A 17,163-nucleotide genomic window follows, 5' to 3' on the forward strand; every position below is an offset into this window, starting at 1 on the left:
AATTAAGACGAGATATTTTATCTCCATTTTGCTTTTTAATGGATAAAAAGCGACTTAAAAGCAAATTTTTGCTATATTTGAGCAAAATTTTATATCGAAAAGGGATTTTATGCAAATTAAAGTTAACCGTACAAATAGTGCTAATGCTGCAGTTGAGGCAACCATTTCACCCGCGCTATTGCAAAAAAAAGAAGAGAAGATGATTGCATCTGCGGCTTCAAATATGAAAGTTGATGGTTTTAGAAAAGGAAAAGTTCCTGCACATATCGTTAAAGCACGCTACGGCAAACAACTCAAAGAAGATGCACAAACAGAAGCACTCAGAGAGCTTTTCACCAAAGCATTGACTGAGCTTGACATCAAAGCTGACCTTGTTGTAGGAGAACCAAGTTTTTCAAAATTTGAAGAGAAAGATGGCGGGCTAGAGCTTGTTATGAAACTTTCATTTAAACCAACTATTGTTGTTGAAGGGTACAAAGAGTGTGTGCCTGAGTACAAAACTCCAAAAGTGACCAAAAAAGAGATTAGCGAGCGATTGGATAAAACATTGGCCCTTGTTGCTGAGCTTAAAACAGTAGAAGAAAAACGTGCCGTTAAATCAGGTGATTTTGTTGTGATTGATTTTGAAGGCTTTATCGATGGCGTCGCATTTGAAGGTGGAAAAGCAGAAGGATATACGCTTGAAATTGGAAGTGGTTCGTTTATCCCTGGTTTTGAAGATGGTATTATTGGACTCAAAGTAAGCAGTAAGAGCAAAGATATCCAAGTAACATTCCCAGAAACATACGGAAATAAAGACCTTGCAGGAAAACCAACGGTATTTAAAGTCACTGTTAAAGAGATTAAAGTCAAAGATATTCCTGAAACGCCAAATGAAGAGATGATTAAAAAATTACTTCCTGGTGTTGAGAATCCAACACTTGAAACACTAGAAGGTCAAATTGAAGACGAAATTCGCAATGAGAAATTAGCAAAACTTTTCAATGAAGATGTTAAACCTAAGTTTGTTGAAAATATTTTAGAGAAAATCACATTCGACCTTCCAGAAAACATTGTTGATCAAGAGATTGACCTACAAATGAGAAGCGTTTTTGGCAAACTCAGTGAAGATGAAATTAAAGAATACTCTACTAACCCAGAAAAAATTAAAGAAAAAAGAGAAGAGTTTAGAGCAGAATCAGAAAAAAGTGTTAAACTCACTTTCATTGTTGATGAATTAGCAAAACAAGAGAGTATTAATGTGAGTGATCAAGAAGTGCTTCAAATGATCTACTTTGAAGCCATGCAACAAGGTGCAAATCCAAAAGAATACCTAGAATATTATGAAAAACAAGGTGTTCTTCCAGCGATTAAAATGTCTATTATTGAAGAGAGACTCTTCACAAAGCTTTTTACAAAAGGTAAATAATGAGCTACTATGTTCCTGTCGTTATCGAGAAAACGGGTCGCGGTGAGAGAAGTTATGATATCTACTCTCGCCTTTTAAAAGATCGTATTATTATGCTTAGTGGTGAGATCAATGATGTTGTTGCCTCTTCGATCGTAGCTCAGCTTTTGTTCCTTGAAGCAGAAGATCCTGAAAAAGACATCTATCTTTATATTAACTCCCCAGGTGGCGTTATTACCAGTGGTTTTAGTATCTACGATACAATGAATTATGTGAGACCCGATATTAGCACGATTTGTATCGGTCAAGCAGCATCCATGGGAGCATTTTTACTCAGTTCTGGCGCTAAAGGTAAGCGTTATGCGCTTCCTAATGCGCGTATTATGATTCACCAACCACTGGGTGGTGCTCAAGGGCAAGCAACCGATATTGAAATTCAAGCTAAAGAGATTTTAAGAATGAAACAAGTCTTGAATGAAATTTTGGCAAAAAACTGTTCACAAAAACTCCCTAAAATCATTAAAGATACAGAGAGAGACTTTTTCATGAGTGCCGGTGAGTCATGTGAATATGGTTTGATTGATAAAGTATTGGATAAAAGTTTTAAATAACCTATCAAAGAAGGCAAGCAATGGTTCGTTTTAATAAAGAAAAAGGGAAAACAGGAGTTTATAGTATCGATGCGAAAGATGATGTCGTCGAACCAGCCCCACCTCCACCACCTCTCAAAGAGCCTATTGTAACCCAAGCTTCTAATGTTGAGCTTGAAAAATTTGCCGCATTAGTTTTAAAGGTGTTAGGAGATGAAAGTATCCCTCCAACACCTACTAATTTTCAAATCTATTTCGACAAGCTTTTAGAAAGTAAGCCTGCGGCATTTAAAAAACGTATTAATGACTTTTTAGAATTAGAAAGTACCAATAATGATGAAAATCATGCGCGTATTGAACGCGAAGTCAAAGAGGGATTTGCGCAAATTAAGAACATTATGCAAGTGGTCTCAACCGTTTATCGTAACCTTAACGTTATGCAAGAGATCATTAAAAAAAGAGCTTCGCAGCTAGAGTCTAATACTAATCCACTCTCTATTCAAAATATCATCTCTTCGCTGAGTGAAGACCTTAATAAAATGTTTGGTTTAACCACCAAACAAATTGATCTTTTAAAAGATTATTATCAAAAAACAACAGTGATTTTGCAAGAGGTCGATAACCAATCTATTTTTGACGTAAAGTACGGTGTTTACAATAGACGTTATCTTTTAAAAACGCTTCAAGATGAAATTAAACTGATTAAAAACTATGCCCATTCGAGCTCTTTAGTGCTTGCACGTGTTAAAGAGAGCTCATTGGAAAAAGTCATTAACAAAAAAGATAAAGACACTGTTGTACGCAATATCGCAAAGTTACTGCTCAAAACATCCCGAAGAAGCGATATTGTTGCTCATTTTGGCGATGGAATTTTTGCGATGATCTTGAAACATACAGACATTATTGGTGCTAAAAAAGCATGCGATCGTATCAGTGAATTGGTATATCAAACCAGCTTTTTTGTAGGAACAGGAGAGGTTGAAACCGATATTGAGCTCTCCATTGTTGCGCTCGATACAGATCATAATGCCGAAGAATTTATTGCTGCAACCCTTGAAGAGCTACCACATACAGGAAAAAGGCTTGTCCCTTATATTGTGTGTGTGCCATCTATTCCAAGCGAGGAACAATGATTTTAGATGTATTAGTTTATCCCAATAAGCTTTTACGAGAGTCTTCAAAAGACGTCGTACACTTTGATGCACAACTCCATACGCTCTTAGATGACATGTATGACACGATGGTCATTAAAGAAGGTATTGGACTTGCTGCTATTCAAGTCGCTGTACCACTGAACGTGTTGGTGATTAATCTTGTCGATGAAGAAGGTGTGCAAAAAAGAGAAAATCTCTATGAAATTATCAACCCTGTCATCCTTGAAAAAGATGGTAGTACGATTTACCAAGAAGGTTGTTTGAGTGTGCCTGGTTACTACGATGAAATTGAACGTGCGGAGCATATCAAAATAGCCTATTATGATCGCAATGGTACTAGGTGCGAAGCAGAATTTACAGATCTTATGGCTATTGCTGTTCAGCATGAGATGGATCACCTCAAAGGTCGCCTTTTTATCGAAAAGCTCTCTTACTTAAAACGTAAAAAATTTGACAAAGAGTGGAAAAAAAAGCAAAAAGCAGGTAAATAACGGTGGAAGAAGCAGTTGCTCTATCCAAAGTTAAACATGCAAAATGCGCAACATTATACGGCAATAAAGCCCATGAAGTCGATGTAGAATCAACTTTGGTGCGGGCACTTCCTGGATTTAATATTGTTGGACTTACCGATATTTCTATCCAAGAGTCACGTGAACGCATCAAATCAGCTCTTGCAAGCATCGATTTTCAATTTCCTGCTCAAAAGATTACCATTAATCTCTCACCCTCCGATCTTAAAAAAGAGGGAAGCCATTTTGATTTGGTAACGGCTCTGCTGATTGCCATTCAAAAAGAACGCTTTACATGTAAAGATTTTTTCATCTTTGGCGAGCTAGGGCTTGATGGTAAAATCAAAAAAACTAACTCCATATTCCCTATTATTCTCTCCTTGGCGGCGCATACACCCGATCTTCGAGTTCTCGTTCCTAGTGAGCTATTGCGCAAAGTACAACAAATTCCCAATATTGAGGCTTTTGGGGTTGAAACACTGAAAGAAGCGCTGCTTTTTTTTAAAGAAAAACGCTTTGAAACAGAAGCGCCAATGCCCCACCAAAGTTTTTGTGAAAATCACTTAGACATTGATACCAAACGCTATTTTTACGCTACACAGTTTCCCCTTGATTTTAGCGACGTCTTAGGTCAACACCGCGCCAAACGTGCGATGGTAATCGCTGCTGCTGGCATGCACAACCTTTTGATGGAAGGAAGCCCAGGGTGTGGCAAAAGTATGAGCATCAAACGTCTTCGCTACATTTTGCCTCCTCAAAGCATTGAAGAAATTTTGGAATCAAACGCCTATCAATCACTTCAAGAAGAGGATGTTGAGCTCAGCCCTCTGCGCCCTTTTAGAGCGCCTCACCACACCTCTTCACGCCCATCCATCTTTGGCGGAGGTAGTTCTCAAAGCCGTGCAGGTGAAATTGCCCTCGCTCACAATGGCGTCTTATTTTTTGACGAGTTTCCCAACTTTTCTAAGACCGTTTTAGAAAGCCTGAGAGAACCTTTAGAAGATCATCGAGTCCTCATTTCACGGGTCAATACCAAAGTAAGCTACGCAACCAAATTTCTCTTTGCCGCCGCTCAAAATCCTTGCCCATGTGGGAATCTTTTCAGCCAAACGCATGAGTGCCGCTGCTCTGAAGTCGAGATCAGTCGCTATAAAAACCGTATTTCTGAGCCCATAATGGATCGCATTGATCTTTATATTCAGATGAGCGAAGAGAGTTCAAAAGAGCAAGGTCTTAGTTCACACGAGATGTTTGATCAGGTCTTACAAGCCTTTGTCATGCAAAAAAAACGTGGACAAAATGAGCTCAATGGTAAATTGGATGAGTCCAATACCATGCGTTTTTGCACCCTCGAAGCCAAAGCCAGTGAGAGTTTAGAGATGGTGCAAAATCGCTTGGGGCTGAGTCAGAGAAGCATTCACAAAGTGCTTCGCATTGCGCGCTCCATCGCCGATTTGGCGCAGAGTGAATTGATCTTGCAAGAGCATCTTTTAGAAGCTCTGAGCTTCCGTAAGCGTTAGGAGAAACCGATGCAGTACGTCTATGAAGAGACCGCTAGTCTAGATGAGCGTTGTTACACAACCTTTGGTTTAACCCCTGAAATTTTAATGGAGCATGCAGGATCTGCGCTTGCTCGCGCGGTGAAAAAAAAGCTTACATGTAAAAAAAGTGCACTTTTTATCTGCGGCATGGGAAATAACGGGGCCGATGGCATTGTCGCCGCACGTTTGCTTCATGGTGCGTACAATATCAGTATTTATCTCCCCTTTGAGCTCAAATCTGACCTTGCCAAATGCCAACTTGAACGCGCTAAAAAAGTGGGCGTTGTTATTGTAGACGAACTCATAAATGCCGACATTTACGTCGATGCACTCTTCGGTGCAGGACTCAATCGTCCTTTGGATACGTTTACATGTAAACTGCTTGAAACGCTCAATACGCGAAAAGGTTACAAGATTGCCTGCGATATTCCCAGCGGTATTTTGAGTAATTTAACACTCAGTTCTGTGATCTTTCAAGCCAATGAAACCATCACAATGGGTGCCTTGAAACTAGGGCTTTTAAACGATAATGTTAAAGATGCCGTAGGCGATATCAAAGTCGCCAAGCTTGGTGTTTCCCGCAGTCAATATGAAACGCTAAGTCCTCTCTTTCTGCTTCGTAAAAGCGATCTTAAACTGCCGATTCGTGTCAAAAAAAATGCCAATAAAGGCACCTTTGGACATGTTGCGATTGTGCAAGGTTCTAAAGAGGGAGCGGCACGACTTGCAGGCATGGGAGCATTTCATTTTGGTGCAGGACTGGTAACACTCATAGGTGAAAAACCTAAGAAATTGCCTCTTTATCTGATGAACAGTGAAACACTGCCCAAAAATGCCAATGTGGTCGTTGCCGGCATGGGGCTTGAGATGCCTTTTGATGAAATAGCACTTAAAACACTTTTGCTCTCCAATGATTTACCGCTGGTTATCGATGCCTCATTGTCGCATCATCCACTGATCGTGGAGATTATTGCCTCCCAAAAGCCCGTCGTTTTAACTCCACATCCCAAAGAATTTAGCGCGATTTTAAAGCTTACATGTAAAGAGCACATCAGCGTTGAAATAATCCAAGCTAACCGCTTTGAGCATGCCAAACGCTTCAGCCTTGCCTTTCCCCACGTCGTTCTTGTCCTCAAAGGTGCAAACACCATCATCGCGCACAATGGCGAGCTTTTCATCAACACTTATGGCACACAAGCTTTGGCAAAAGGCGGCAGTGGTGACGTGCTTGCAGGTATGATCGCAGCGCTGATTGCTCAAGGATACAGCCCTAAAGATGCGGCGATCAGTGGCTCTTTAGCGCATGCCCTCGTCTCCCGAGCGTTTACATGTAATAATTTTGCACTCACGCCCTTAGATATTTGTAAAGGTCTTAAATGGTTATAAAGAAAATTGCTATTTTATTTAGTGGAGAAGGGAGTAATTTGGAAAAATTACTTGCCTCACTTCACAACAAAGTCTTTGAACACTGTAAAATTGAAGTGGCTACCACCATTTGCAACCGCCCTAACGCCGCAGGAATTGAAAAATCACGTGCCTATGGTATAGAACCTCTCATCATCGATCACACACTTTTTACGAGCCGTGAGTCCTTTGATAAAGCCCTGGTGGAAGCTATCCACAAAAGCGGTGCTGAACTGACCGTACTGGCTGGTTTTATGCGTTTTCTCACGCCTTATTTTACAGCGCATGTTAAAGCGATCAATTTACATCCCTCACTCCTTCCCCTTTTTAAGGGAGGCAATGCTATAAAAGAGAGCTTTGATTCGCCCATGAAAGTCGCAGGTATCAGCGTTCACTACGTCAGCGAAGAGCTTGATGGCGGTGAGATCATTGCACAACGCTGTTTCGAGAAAGTTGAAGGTATGAATTTGGAAGCATTTGAAGCCAAAATCCACGCTTTAGAACACGATCTTCTTCCCGAAACCGTGAAAAAATTACTCAATTAGGAACGAAAAATGAATGATATCCTCAAAGTAGGCAATATTGAATTTGCAAGCCGTTTGATCGTCGGAAGCGGTAAATACCCTGACTTTCAAACGACGAAAGATGCAACGCTCGCGAGTGGCTCAAAACTCATCACCGTAGCGGTACGTCGTGTCAACATCACCAATCCGAATGAAGAAAATCTGATGGATTACTTCAAAGGTACGGATATTAAGCTACTTCCAAACTCTGCTGGATGTACCACCGCCGAAGATGCTATCACGCTTTTTCGTATGGTTCGAGAAGCGACAGGACTTGATCTAATCAAACTCGAAGTCATCGGCGATACGACCAAAACACTCTATCCAGATGTGATGGAAACCCTTAAAGCCTGCGAAGTCCTCGCCAAAGATGGCTTTACCATCATGACCTACACCAATGACGATCCGATCATGGCAAAACGACTCGAAAATGCGGGAAGTGCTGCTGTCATGCCTTTGGCGTCACCTATTGGCAGTGGTCTTGGTATCCAAAACCGCTACAATGTTCTTTTCATCAAAGAAGCGATTAAAATCCCCGTGATTGTTGATGCAGGCATTGGCTGTGCGAGTGACGCTGCAATTGCAATGGAAATAGGAGCCGATGGCGTACTGACCAATACCGCCATTGCACAAGCTAAAAACCCTATTTTAATGGCGGAAGCCATGAAACACGCCGTACTTGCAGGACGTGCTAGCTTCCTTGCTGGACGCATTGCCAAGAAGCCTTTTGCAACCGCTAGCTCACCGACGGAGGGACTGATCGAGTTTTCCAACAAAGCCTAAAAACTTTTCCTTGACAAAAGGCTGGATTTTGGCTAGAATTTCAGCCTTAAAAAGACCAATAGGTTTTTTTAAATGTCGGGGCGTAGCGCAGTCTGGTCAGCGCACCTGGTTTGGGACCAGGGGGTCGAAGGTTCGAATCCTTTCGCCCCGACCACTTATTTCTCAGAATTAAATTAGATGGTGAGTGTAGCTCAGTCGGTTAGAGCATCAGGTTGTGGTTCTGAGGGTCGTGGGTTCGATCCCCATCACTCACCCCATTGTTTTGTGTGGCGCGGTTTATGCGCTCGTAGCTCAATTGGATAGAGCAACGGACTTCGGATCCGTAGGTTGTAGGTTCGACTCCTTTCGAGCGCACCACCTAAACCGAGAAGATGCGCTCTTAGCTCAGCTGGATAGAGCAACGCCCTTCTAAGGCGTAGGTCACACGTTCGAATCGTGTAGGGCGTACCACCCTTTTAAGACGAAGCTTTTGCTTCGCAAAATTTACTACTGTTGTGTGCGGATATGGTGAAATTGGTAGACACGCCAGACTTAGGATCTGGTGCCGAGAGGCATGGGAGTTCGAGTCTCTTTATCCGCACCATCCCTATTTTAGGGACTTTCAAACAAAAAATTAAAAATTACTTTCATTTCCAAAATCAAAAAAGTACACATTAGGGTACACATTAAAAATCTAATGATATTATTTGTTCCTAGATCTTTAAAAAGTTTGACCAACTTATTGGATTCAAAATTAACCTCTTTACTACTTTTCAGTTTAACTCCAATTATCAACATTAACTACATTTAATACACTTGACATCATTCTTATCGTAAAATATATTTCAAACGAATAGAGGCTAAAATATAAATGTCAGATTGTAAAGAAAATAGTCTTGCGAATTTATTTTTGGATATATCAAAAAAGTTATTTGAAAATTTTTTTGATTATATAGACAATGATAAGTATAATAAATTAATTTCAGAGACAGTATATGAGATTCATGAAAAAATAATATTAATGAATTCAGGAGAAGAGTTAGAAGTTAACTACTTTGATTTTAATAATCCAAAATCTTTAATATTGGACATTCTTGAATCTATGCTAAAAAGAACAGGAGATGGTTATAACTTTAATATAAACTCTTCACCAGACAAAGAACTTCTCGAAGGTGCATTAAGTCGAATATCTATACAATTAACAAATGGTGACTATAATTTTTCCCCTCATGATGACTACAAGTTTAAACAAATACAAAACTCCTACAAGTTACCCAATAAGAATTATGACTTTATATACAAGCAATCCCAGCAAAATTATAAAAAATTTATAAATAAAAAATTAAATCTCCAGATGCAGCATAAGAATGTTTATGATGAACTAGTTCGTCAAGGGATTATGATTTGGAAAGATTGCAAAAATTCTACTTTATATTTTAAGGTAAATCCGTTTGAAAATAATCAAAAAACTGATAAAGCAAAGTTATCTGATTATCTTACAAAATTATTAAATAGAGATATTGAAATTTATGACAGTACAAATGATATTAAACACCCAGAAGCCAAGAAAGACTATTTAATTATCTCATTATTACCTATGGTGAAAATGGAGGTATTTAATCCTTCTATAGGGTGGGAATTTCAAGATATTTCCAACAATACACTATATCAAAATACTTTTGAGTACACAACTTTTTTAAAAAAAAGACATTTAAAGCCAATTGAAACTGTAGATATTAAAAAAGGAATAATCGTTCAATTTATAAAACAACTATCTCAAAATGAAGATCAATTTAGTTTTATCATACATTGGTTAGCCAATTTTTTCCAAAACTTATGTAGCTCAAAAGCGTGTTTGGTGCTTATTGGAGATGAAGAAACAACAAACACATTTATCTATGATATTATCAAACCTATATTTGCATATAGAAATAAATATTTGAGCATAATCAATGATAAAACCCTACAAAATACAAATGATTCTCTTATTAGAGACAAAATTTTTTATCATATTAGCAATATTTCAACATCAAATACTAATCATAAAAGAATTAGCAATTTAGTCTTAGAAATTTTAAGTCCAAAATATAAAACAACTCATGATGCTTGGGAGAATCATGAAAGTTTTATAAATGGTGAGCTCATAGTGACATCTAGTAGTGATACTCCTTATTCCTTTTTAAAAGATAGCTATACACGCTGTGTGGTATTTCAAGTAAAACATTTAGACACTATCTTAAAAAAAATGAATATTAACCGCATTTTGTTAAAAGAAAATATTTTTGATAATTTAGATGATTTTTCTGATATCTTAGCAGTTTACCCTGTAGACAAAAATTATTATAAGATAATTCATACAGAAGAAAAAGATATCTTGTCAACAATGAAAAATGGAATTTTAAAAACAAAAAAACTCAATAAACAAATTGAAGAATTTATAAATGCTATTCGTTCAAATAATTTAAATTCATTTGTAAAAATTGAACAAGAAGATTCTGATTTATATGAAGAATTCCAATACAACTTTCAAAATAAAATGATTGCTCAACCATTGCTGAGTACATATTTTAATATTATGTTTGATGAAATAATTTTTTCGGACAATAGTATCTTCCTAGAAATCTTAAAAGAAAAAGCACCAATGTTTAAAAAAGCACCAAATGACAAAAGTAAATACAAAGGTAAAAAAAGATATCAAATTGTGTAATCTCTATCAACTGTTCTTTTCCTATCCTCCATTTCTGCCCCACTCTTGTATAACCATGACAAAATAGAAATTGAAAACATAATTTATTTTTCTTATACTTATAAAATTCCATACATAATATATTCTATTCCTACTAATGTTTTATGTAAATCCTAATATATTCCTATCAAAGTCCTATATATACAATAATATTTATGATAGGCTTAAAATAAGCATATTATCGATTTTATAACTAAATGTATGTATAAAGTATAAATAATTGGATATCTATACTTTATATACTCAAAATAGAATCCACTAACTTCTAAAAAATTTCACACTAGAACTATTTATTATTCAATGACTTATGCAGCCTATAACGATTATTGTCATTTCTGTATCCTCATCAGTGTAGTCAGATCATTCCTCCACTTCGTTAACCAGCTCTCTAATATTTGTTTAAACTGATTTTCGGGCAAGATAAACCAAACGTACTTTGGATATGTACTTTGGATATGTACTGGATTGTACTTGAGGCTAATAAATTCTTGTACCTCTTTTAAAATAAGATAAAGAAAAACTTACTGTATAGCAAAACTGCTATACAGTGAGTTATGCATAAAAAATTCTGTTGTATTTATAGATATGCCCATATTAATTTGATTGTAAGTAGCTAAGTATATAAATTTACTCGTTAGTTATTTTGTACACTAATTGTTAAAATATGCCACAATTGTATTAGCTTCAAGATAGCATATAAGCTCTGACCTAGAAATATGGAGCTTATTCCCTATTTTGACAACTTCAATTTCATTCTTCGATATAAGCTTCTTTGCCATATCTATTTTGATTATATTCATCTCCTCAATTTCTTTCAAATTAAAAATCACGCCTTTTGGGATTAACTCATCGTAGTTAGTTTTCACTGTAGGCTCCTCAACTGTTCAATTTTTATCAAACAATGAGGTTCTTCAAAAATTTTATTCACATCTTTATTTCCACTTTTTTTCAACCACATATCATCACCATAGAAAGAAGAATAGAGCCTATTCTTCTAACTCCCACACAACACTAAATAAAAAGGAGATCTATGCGAGCAGAGGATGAAAATGTCACATTCCATACCAAACTAATGAGCTTAGCTTTGGTTGGAAAATGGAAGATGGGGGATGTGTTATGAAAACGAAGTCATTTCAAAAACCAAAGAAGTGTAAATGCCAGATGCTAATACTGCTTTTACCCCTCGTCATTCATATTGTAACCCACTATCAGGAGTGTAGAAGATGGAACCGTCCGTCATTTTAACCTTAGTGATTGCAATAGCAACCGCAATAAAAGAGACGCTTAATTCAAACAAATAAAGCTTTAGTCTATAAGACTTTCAACATTGATTTTTATACCTAAAAGGAAATTACTATGCAAACAAAACCACTTACGAATGAGCAATTAAGAGCACAAGCACCCTCTATCTTTTCAGAAAACCCTATTGAAGGCGTTTCCGATAAATATGCTTTTGTACCAACCTATTCTGTGTTGGATACATTCAGACACGCAGGCTATTACCCCATTATGGCAGGTGAAAGTCGTGTACGCAATCATGAGAACAAAGGCTACCAAAAACATATCATTCAGTTTAGAAGCCTAGAGCATCTTTTACGTCCCAGTGCCAATGAAGAGTATGCGGATATTGTGCTTACCAATTCGCACAATCGAACATCCTCTTTTAGTGTCGATCTCGCCATCTTCCGCCTTGTGTGTGCGAATATGCTCGTTGTGCCATCACACACCTTTTCACATCACTCCATTATTCACGCTGGTTTTAACTTTGAAAAAATACACACAGCCATTGATGAAGTCACCTCACATATGCCATGTATTCAAGAAGAGATTGAAACCTTCAAAGCCATTGAGCTATCTGTTGCAGAGCAACACTCGTTTGCCAAAGCAGCACTGGATATTCGATTTGATAAAGAAGTGCATAGTGTGGACTTTAAAGAGTTCTTACACGTACAAAGAGACGAAGATGAAGCTCCTACACTGTGGAACGTCTTTAACCGTGTGCAAGAAGCCATTATTCGAGGGGGCATCAAAGGATCAAACAAGGTAACAGGGAAAACCTTTACCTCTAAAGCAATTACTGCCATTGATGCCAATCTCAAGATGAACAAAGAACTCTTCTCTATTGTTCAAATGGTGGCTGATTTGAAAACACCTTCTCTGATGATAGCAGCATAAAGGATGAATGATGAAATTGCTCAATTACCAACTGCAAACACACATTGAAAGTTTAGCAACATCTAAATCCACACAGTACTTTTCAGACTATGTCCATTCCATTCTTCAAGATACCGCCAAGCCCTACTATCAAAGAGCGGATTATGTGGGTTTATCGCTTCAAGAGATTAAATCAAAGATTGACACCCTCGCCAACGATATTAAAGAGCTTCAAAACCTCAAAAAGAGGCTCTCTGAGTCGCTTGAAATTGCAAAAGAGATCATTGCTACAGTGTTCTTAGAAAATGGTGTTGATCGTATTGATGGAAACATCATTAGCTCTCTGACACTTAGTAATGAAACATCCAGTACACAAACATCCTTCACGATCTTAGATCATGAAGCGGTCATGCGTTTAGGCTATATCAAATACCAACCCGATGTGGAAGCAATTGAGCAAGCAATGATGAGTGATGAAGGCAAAGAGGAGTTAGCAGAGTTTGTGAAGAGTGAAACCAATACGACAAAGACACCTGCCAAAGTAAAGGTCAATGCAAAGCGTATAGGACTGGGTACGCAAGCAGAAGAACTACTCAATATCGTTGAAGCAGCATAAGGAGAAAAAGCATGTTTGATCAACAACAAAATCAAGCTCTTACACAAGAGCTTGAAAACACCCGAATCAAAAGTCGCTCAAAAGGAGATATTGAGCTTTCCTACCTAGAGGGGTTTGATGTCATTGAAACAGCTAATCGTATCTTTGGTTATGGCAATTGGAGTTATAACATCTCCACTCTGGAGCAAGTATCGCAAGAGTCTAACCAAAATCAAAACATTGTCCTCTGTTATAAAGCCATTGTTGCTATAAAAGTATGTGATGCACAACATACACAACATATCAGCAGAGAAGACGTAGGCTTTGGTACAGGTATTGCCAAGACACTCTCCGATGCACATGAAAGCGCGGCTAAAGAAGCGGTCACGGATGCACTCAAACGTGCCATGCGAAGCTTTGGGAATCAGTTTGGTAATTCACTCTACGATAAAAGCAGACAACATCAGAATTCTCAACAACCACAACCCTCTAACAAAGTGAACGCTATCCCACAAGATTATTCCAAACTTTCCAATTTAGGCTTGAGTGTTATGCAACAAGGACAAAACCTCATTGTCATGGGAGATGATATTTTTGCGAAAAAAGACACCATTAAAGCGTGTGGCTTTAAGTGGGATGGACGCTCGAAGCATTGGTGTAAACCTTTAGAGCAACAGGCGGCATAAGATGGATGAACTCATACCAATCTCACTACGTGATAGTATCCCAACACTCTACCAAACGGAAGACACAAAAGATCCACTGTGCCATATTAAGCTTTTTACACCTGACTCAAATTGGACATGGTATGTGATTGAGCTTTTCAAAGAAGATATGGATACATGCTATGGTTATGTGCAAGGAGTTGAAAATGAATTAGGCTATTTTAGTTTAAAGGAATTGAGAACCATCAAGGGGTTTTTAGGTTTGGCAGTTGAGCGTGATCTACAGTTTAAACCTACGTTGTTATCTCAAATACACAAAAAGTACGAATGAAGCACAGATTCGTTGCAAACAAACTAGCATCTCTATTGTAGCAAAGGCTAAGTTCCTTTGCTACGATCAAACTACACACAAATATTTTTTTGCACTCTCCCAATGAATTGAGAGATAAACGAATGCGCTATTAACAACTTTCTTCATAAGGTTTTTTGAAACATGACTTCTTCTAAAAAACACAAGATATGCTAAGTAAAAAGACACACGTATAATATAGGGGTTATATGTGATACCAAATATAACTTCACTATGAAGATACTAGCGCACATTTGATTTATCTTTATACTCATATTTAAAGGGATAAAGATGAACTACAATACCGTCATTGATACCGTAAGATTGCAATCAGATTTTTGTACTGCATTGCAGCAACGAGAAGTTTTAGATATGTTAATGAGCACATTAGCGGCATCAGGAATACTTTATATACAACAAAAAAAGTATCCTGCAAATATGTATAGTCATTTTCTTAAAAGAGATTATTTTATCTATTCTCACAATACAACGATCGCCACTATTACAACAGGATCTTTTAATGAACGCATCAATGGTATTGTTGGCTATACACAAAAATATTATATTAGTGTTAAGCTTGCAGGATTGTGCAGATACGATGAAAAAATTGACTTTATATCGCACTATTGCTTACTAAAAATATGTGCTTTTTTCAACACACGTAACATAATTTTTAAATTAACAGAACTTGATGTATGCATAGATGCAGAGTGTACATTTCACCATTTACTGGCATTATGTGTTAAAAAATCTCCTAAAACTGACTATTATAGACCAAGCGATATGCAAGCATATGCAAATACAACTTATATTGAAAAAATACCATCAAAAAATTTAGAAAAAGCCGTACTAAGAGCCTATACATATGATAAAAGCCTTAAAGAACATCTCTCTAGGAATGTTACACGTTTTGAGCTAAAACTACAACCAAAATACTTTCATAAGTATCGCTTTGACATCACTTCGATTGACAAAGCTCTTAGCCGATACTATGTAATGTATTTTAAAAACAGCTATGAAAAAACCCGTACAATAGAAGCATATGAAAAATATAAACTGTTTCGCAAAAGAGAGATAGATAGGCTAGATCTTGAAAAATATAGACTTTATCCAGATATAACAAAAATTAAATCTTTTTTAGAACAGCTTTTAAGTATCAATGATTTAAATGTGTGGTTCATGTATGACTTATCTATGCAAAATTTCCATAATACGGTCAGAAATACTTTTTAAGATATGCGTATTATGATAAAATATAAAATATTCAGTTGTATGTTAGGATTATGGGGCAATGGCAAAAGAAAAAAATCAAAAATCAATGGAAGAGACTCTCTGGGAGAGTGCAAATAAGCTCAGAGGTTCTGTTGAATCAAGTGAATACAAGCATATTGTTTTAGGACTTATTTTTTTAAAATTTGTCAGTGATACATTTGAAGAAAGAAGAGAAAAGCTCTTAGCAGAAGGTAAAGAAGCATTTATCGATATGGTTGAGTTTTACACTATGGATAATGTTTTTTACCTTCCTGAAACTTCACGATGGTCATATATAAAACAAAACGCTAAACAAGATGATATCGCCCTCAAAATAGATACCGCCCTTGCAAGCATTGAAAAAACAAACCCTTCCCTCAAAGGGGCACTGCCAGATAACTACTTTTCAAGACTTGGTCTTGATGCGAGTAAGCTCTCTTCCCTTATCGACACGATCAATAACATCAACACGCTAGAAGATAAAGGGCATGATGTCGTCGGACGTGTTTATGAATACTTCTTGGGTGAATTTGCGCTTGCAGAAGGCAAGCTTGGTGGACAGTTCTATACTCCAAAATCTATCGTCAATTTGATAGCCAATATGATAGAGCCTTACAAAGGGAAAATCTATGATCCTGCTTGTGGAAGCGGTGGTATGTTTGTACAATCCCTCAAGTTTATAGAAGCACATAAAGGCAATAAAAAAGATATCTCTATCTATGGGCAAGAGTTCACAGCAACGACGTATAAACTTGCCAAAATGAACTTAGCCATCAGAGGTATATCTGCAAATCTTGGAGCAGTCCCTGCCGATAGCTTTTTCAAAGACCAGCACCCAGACCTCAAAGCTGACTACATCATGGCAAATCCACCTTTTAACCAAAAGGAGTGGCGAGGTGTGAATGAACTGCTTGATGATCCAAGATGGGCAGGCTATGAAGTACCTTTGCATCAAATGCAAACTACGGTTGGATACTTCACATGGTCTCAAAACTCTCTCAAAATGGCATCGCAGGATTTGTTCTCGCCAAGGGAAGCTTAACAAGTAACTCAAGCAACGAGGGAGAGATACGAAAACAACTCATTGAGAACAATCTTATCGATTGTATCGTCAATCTTCCTGCAAAACTCTTTTTTAACACTCAAATTCCCGCTTGTCTTTGGTTTATCAAAAAAAATAAAAAAACTAATGACATCCTCTTTATAGATGCAAGAAATGTAGGACATCTTATCAACAGACGCAACAAAGATTTTAGCGAAGCAGACATAGCGCAAATAGCATCTACTTATCACAAATGGAAACTCGGAGAAAACTACGAAGACATCAAAGGTTTTTGTAAAAGTGCAAGTATAGAAGAAGTACTGACACTTGGCTATGCGCTGACTCCTGGGCGATATGTGGGGTTGGAAGATAAAATAAATTAACTGATACAGGTAAAAAGCTTGCTTTTGTCAAGCAAAAAATCACAGATTTTCTAAACATAAAAAATATA

At 37.3% G+C, this 17,163-nt stretch carries 15 protein-coding genes, 5 tRNA genes and 1 pseudogene; 20 read left to right on the forward strand and 1 reads right to left on the reverse strand.

From position 1 onward, the window contains the following. The first annotated feature begins 109 nt into the window (after positions 1–109). The 14 genes from tig (at position 110) to SJPD1_RS13330 (ending at position 10,617) form a co-directional block, all read left to right on the forward strand. Positions 110–1,408, forward strand: coding sequence for a trigger factor (gene tig / locus SJPD1_RS13265; RefSeq protein WP_096047569.1), 1,299 nt, complete (start codon positions 110–112; stop codon positions 1,406–1,408). After that, positions 1,408–1,998: an ATP-dependent Clp endopeptidase proteolytic subunit ClpP gene (clpP, locus tag SJPD1_RS13270; RefSeq protein ID WP_096047570.1), complete on the forward strand. Its 591-nt coding sequence runs from the start codon at positions 1,408–1,410 to the stop codon at positions 1,996–1,998. Before tig ends, clpP begins: the two co-directional genes overlap by 1 nt. Before the next feature lie 20 nt (positions 1,999–2,018). Further along, positions 2,019–3,110 carry a GGDEF domain-containing protein gene (locus SJPD1_RS13275; RefSeq protein WP_096047571.1) on the forward strand — a complete coding sequence of 364 codons (1,092 nt, stop codon included), beginning with the start codon at positions 2,019–2,021 and terminating at the stop codon, positions 3,108–3,110. Then, entirely contained in the window at positions 3,107–3,622 is a 516-nt protein-coding gene (gene def / locus SJPD1_RS13280; protein WP_096047572.1) for a peptide deformylase, read from the forward strand. The genes SJPD1_RS13275 and def overlap by 4 nt, the downstream gene beginning before the upstream one ends. Before the next feature lie 2 nt (positions 3,623–3,624). Continuing rightward, positions 3,625–5,160, forward strand: coding sequence for a YifB family Mg chelatase-like AAA ATPase (locus tag SJPD1_RS13285; RefSeq protein WP_096047573.1), 1,536 nt, complete (start codon positions 3,625–3,627; stop codon positions 5,158–5,160). Positions 5,161–5,169: 9 nt separating this feature from the next. Beyond that, positions 5,170–6,567: an NAD(P)H-hydrate dehydratase gene (locus SJPD1_RS13290; RefSeq protein ID WP_096047574.1), complete on the forward strand. Its 1,398-nt coding sequence runs from the start codon at positions 5,170–5,172 to the stop codon at positions 6,565–6,567. Further along, positions 6,558–7,130 (forward strand): phosphoribosylglycinamide formyltransferase, encoded by a 573-nt coding sequence (gene purN, locus SJPD1_RS13295; protein ID WP_096047575.1) that lies wholly within the window; start codon positions 6,558–6,560, stop codon positions 7,128–7,130. The genes SJPD1_RS13290 and purN overlap by 10 nt, the downstream gene beginning before the upstream one ends. A 9-nt stretch (positions 7,131–7,139) precedes the next feature. After that, on the forward strand, positions 7,140–7,931 hold the full coding sequence (locus tag SJPD1_RS13300) for a thiazole synthase (protein WP_096047576.1): 792 nt from the start codon (positions 7,140–7,142) through the stop codon (positions 7,929–7,931). Between the two features lie 76 nt (positions 7,932–8,007). Beyond that, positions 8,008–8,085: transfer RNA gene (locus SJPD1_RS13305), tRNA-Pro, on the forward strand. Positions 8,086–8,111: 26 nt separating this feature from the next. After that, a tRNA-His gene (locus SJPD1_RS13310) sits at positions 8,112–8,188 on the forward strand. A 23-nt stretch (positions 8,189–8,211) separates the two neighbouring features. After that, positions 8,212–8,288 (forward strand) — tRNA-Arg (locus SJPD1_RS13315). A gap of 16 nt (positions 8,289–8,304) precedes the next feature. Then, positions 8,305–8,381, forward strand: a tRNA-Arg gene (locus SJPD1_RS13320). 48 nt (positions 8,382–8,429) lie between these two features. Beyond that, a tRNA-Leu gene (locus tag SJPD1_RS13325) sits at positions 8,430–8,514 on the forward strand. A 267-nt stretch (positions 8,515–8,781) separates the two neighbouring features. Beyond that, on the forward strand, positions 8,782–10,617 hold the full coding sequence (locus SJPD1_RS13330) for a hypothetical protein (RefSeq protein WP_096047577.1): 1,836 nt from the start codon (positions 8,782–8,784) through the stop codon (positions 10,615–10,617). A gap of 689 nt (positions 10,618–11,306) precedes the next feature. Here the strand turns inward: SJPD1_RS13330 and SJPD1_RS13335 are convergent. Beyond that, entirely contained in the window at positions 11,307–11,522 is a 216-nt protein-coding gene (locus SJPD1_RS13335; RefSeq protein WP_096047578.1) for an FAD-binding protein, read from the reverse strand. Between the two features lie 490 nt (positions 11,523–12,012). Here SJPD1_RS13335 and SJPD1_RS13340 point away from each other — a divergent pair, with 490 nt between their 5' ends. The 6 genes and pseudogenes from SJPD1_RS13340 to SJPD1_RS13365 all read left to right on the forward strand — a co-directional run bounded on the left by SJPD1_RS13340 (position 12,013) and on the right by SJPD1_RS13365 (position 17,095). Continuing rightward, the gene (locus tag SJPD1_RS13340; protein ID WP_096047579.1) at positions 12,013–12,831 is read left to right on the forward strand and encodes a DUF932 domain-containing protein; all 819 of its coding nucleotides are present in this window, start codon (positions 12,013–12,015) and stop codon (positions 12,829–12,831) included. 10 nt (positions 12,832–12,841) lie between these two features. Further along, positions 12,842–13,426: a siphovirus Gp157 family protein gene (locus tag SJPD1_RS13345; RefSeq protein WP_226372209.1), complete on the forward strand. Its 585-nt coding sequence runs from the start codon at positions 12,842–12,844 to the stop codon at positions 13,424–13,426. Positions 13,427–13,437: 11 nt separating this feature from the next. Then, positions 13,438–14,091 carry a Rad52/Rad22 family DNA repair protein gene (locus SJPD1_RS13350; RefSeq protein ID WP_096047581.1) on the forward strand — a complete coding sequence of 218 codons (654 nt, stop codon included), beginning with the start codon at positions 13,438–13,440 and terminating at the stop codon, positions 14,089–14,091. Position 14,092: 1 nt separating this feature from the next. Further along, positions 14,093–14,401 carry a DUF2958 domain-containing protein gene (locus SJPD1_RS13355; protein WP_096047582.1) on the forward strand — a complete coding sequence of 103 codons (309 nt, stop codon included), beginning with the start codon at positions 14,093–14,095 and terminating at the stop codon, positions 14,399–14,401. A 309-nt stretch (positions 14,402–14,710) separates the two neighbouring features. After that, positions 14,711–15,652, forward strand: coding sequence for a hypothetical protein (locus SJPD1_RS13360; protein ID WP_096047583.1), 942 nt, complete (start codon positions 14,711–14,713; stop codon positions 15,650–15,652). An 85-nt stretch (positions 15,653–15,737) separates the two neighbouring features. Then, a pseudogene (locus SJPD1_RS13365) lies at positions 15,738–17,095 on the forward strand (type I restriction-modification system subunit M). Positions 17,096–17,163 lie beyond the last annotated feature (68 nt).

Source organism: Sulfurospirillum diekertiae (assembly GCF_002309535.1).
Taxonomy (GTDB): domain Bacteria; phylum Campylobacterota; class Campylobacteria; order Campylobacterales; family Sulfurospirillaceae; genus Sulfurospirillum; species Sulfurospirillum diekertiae.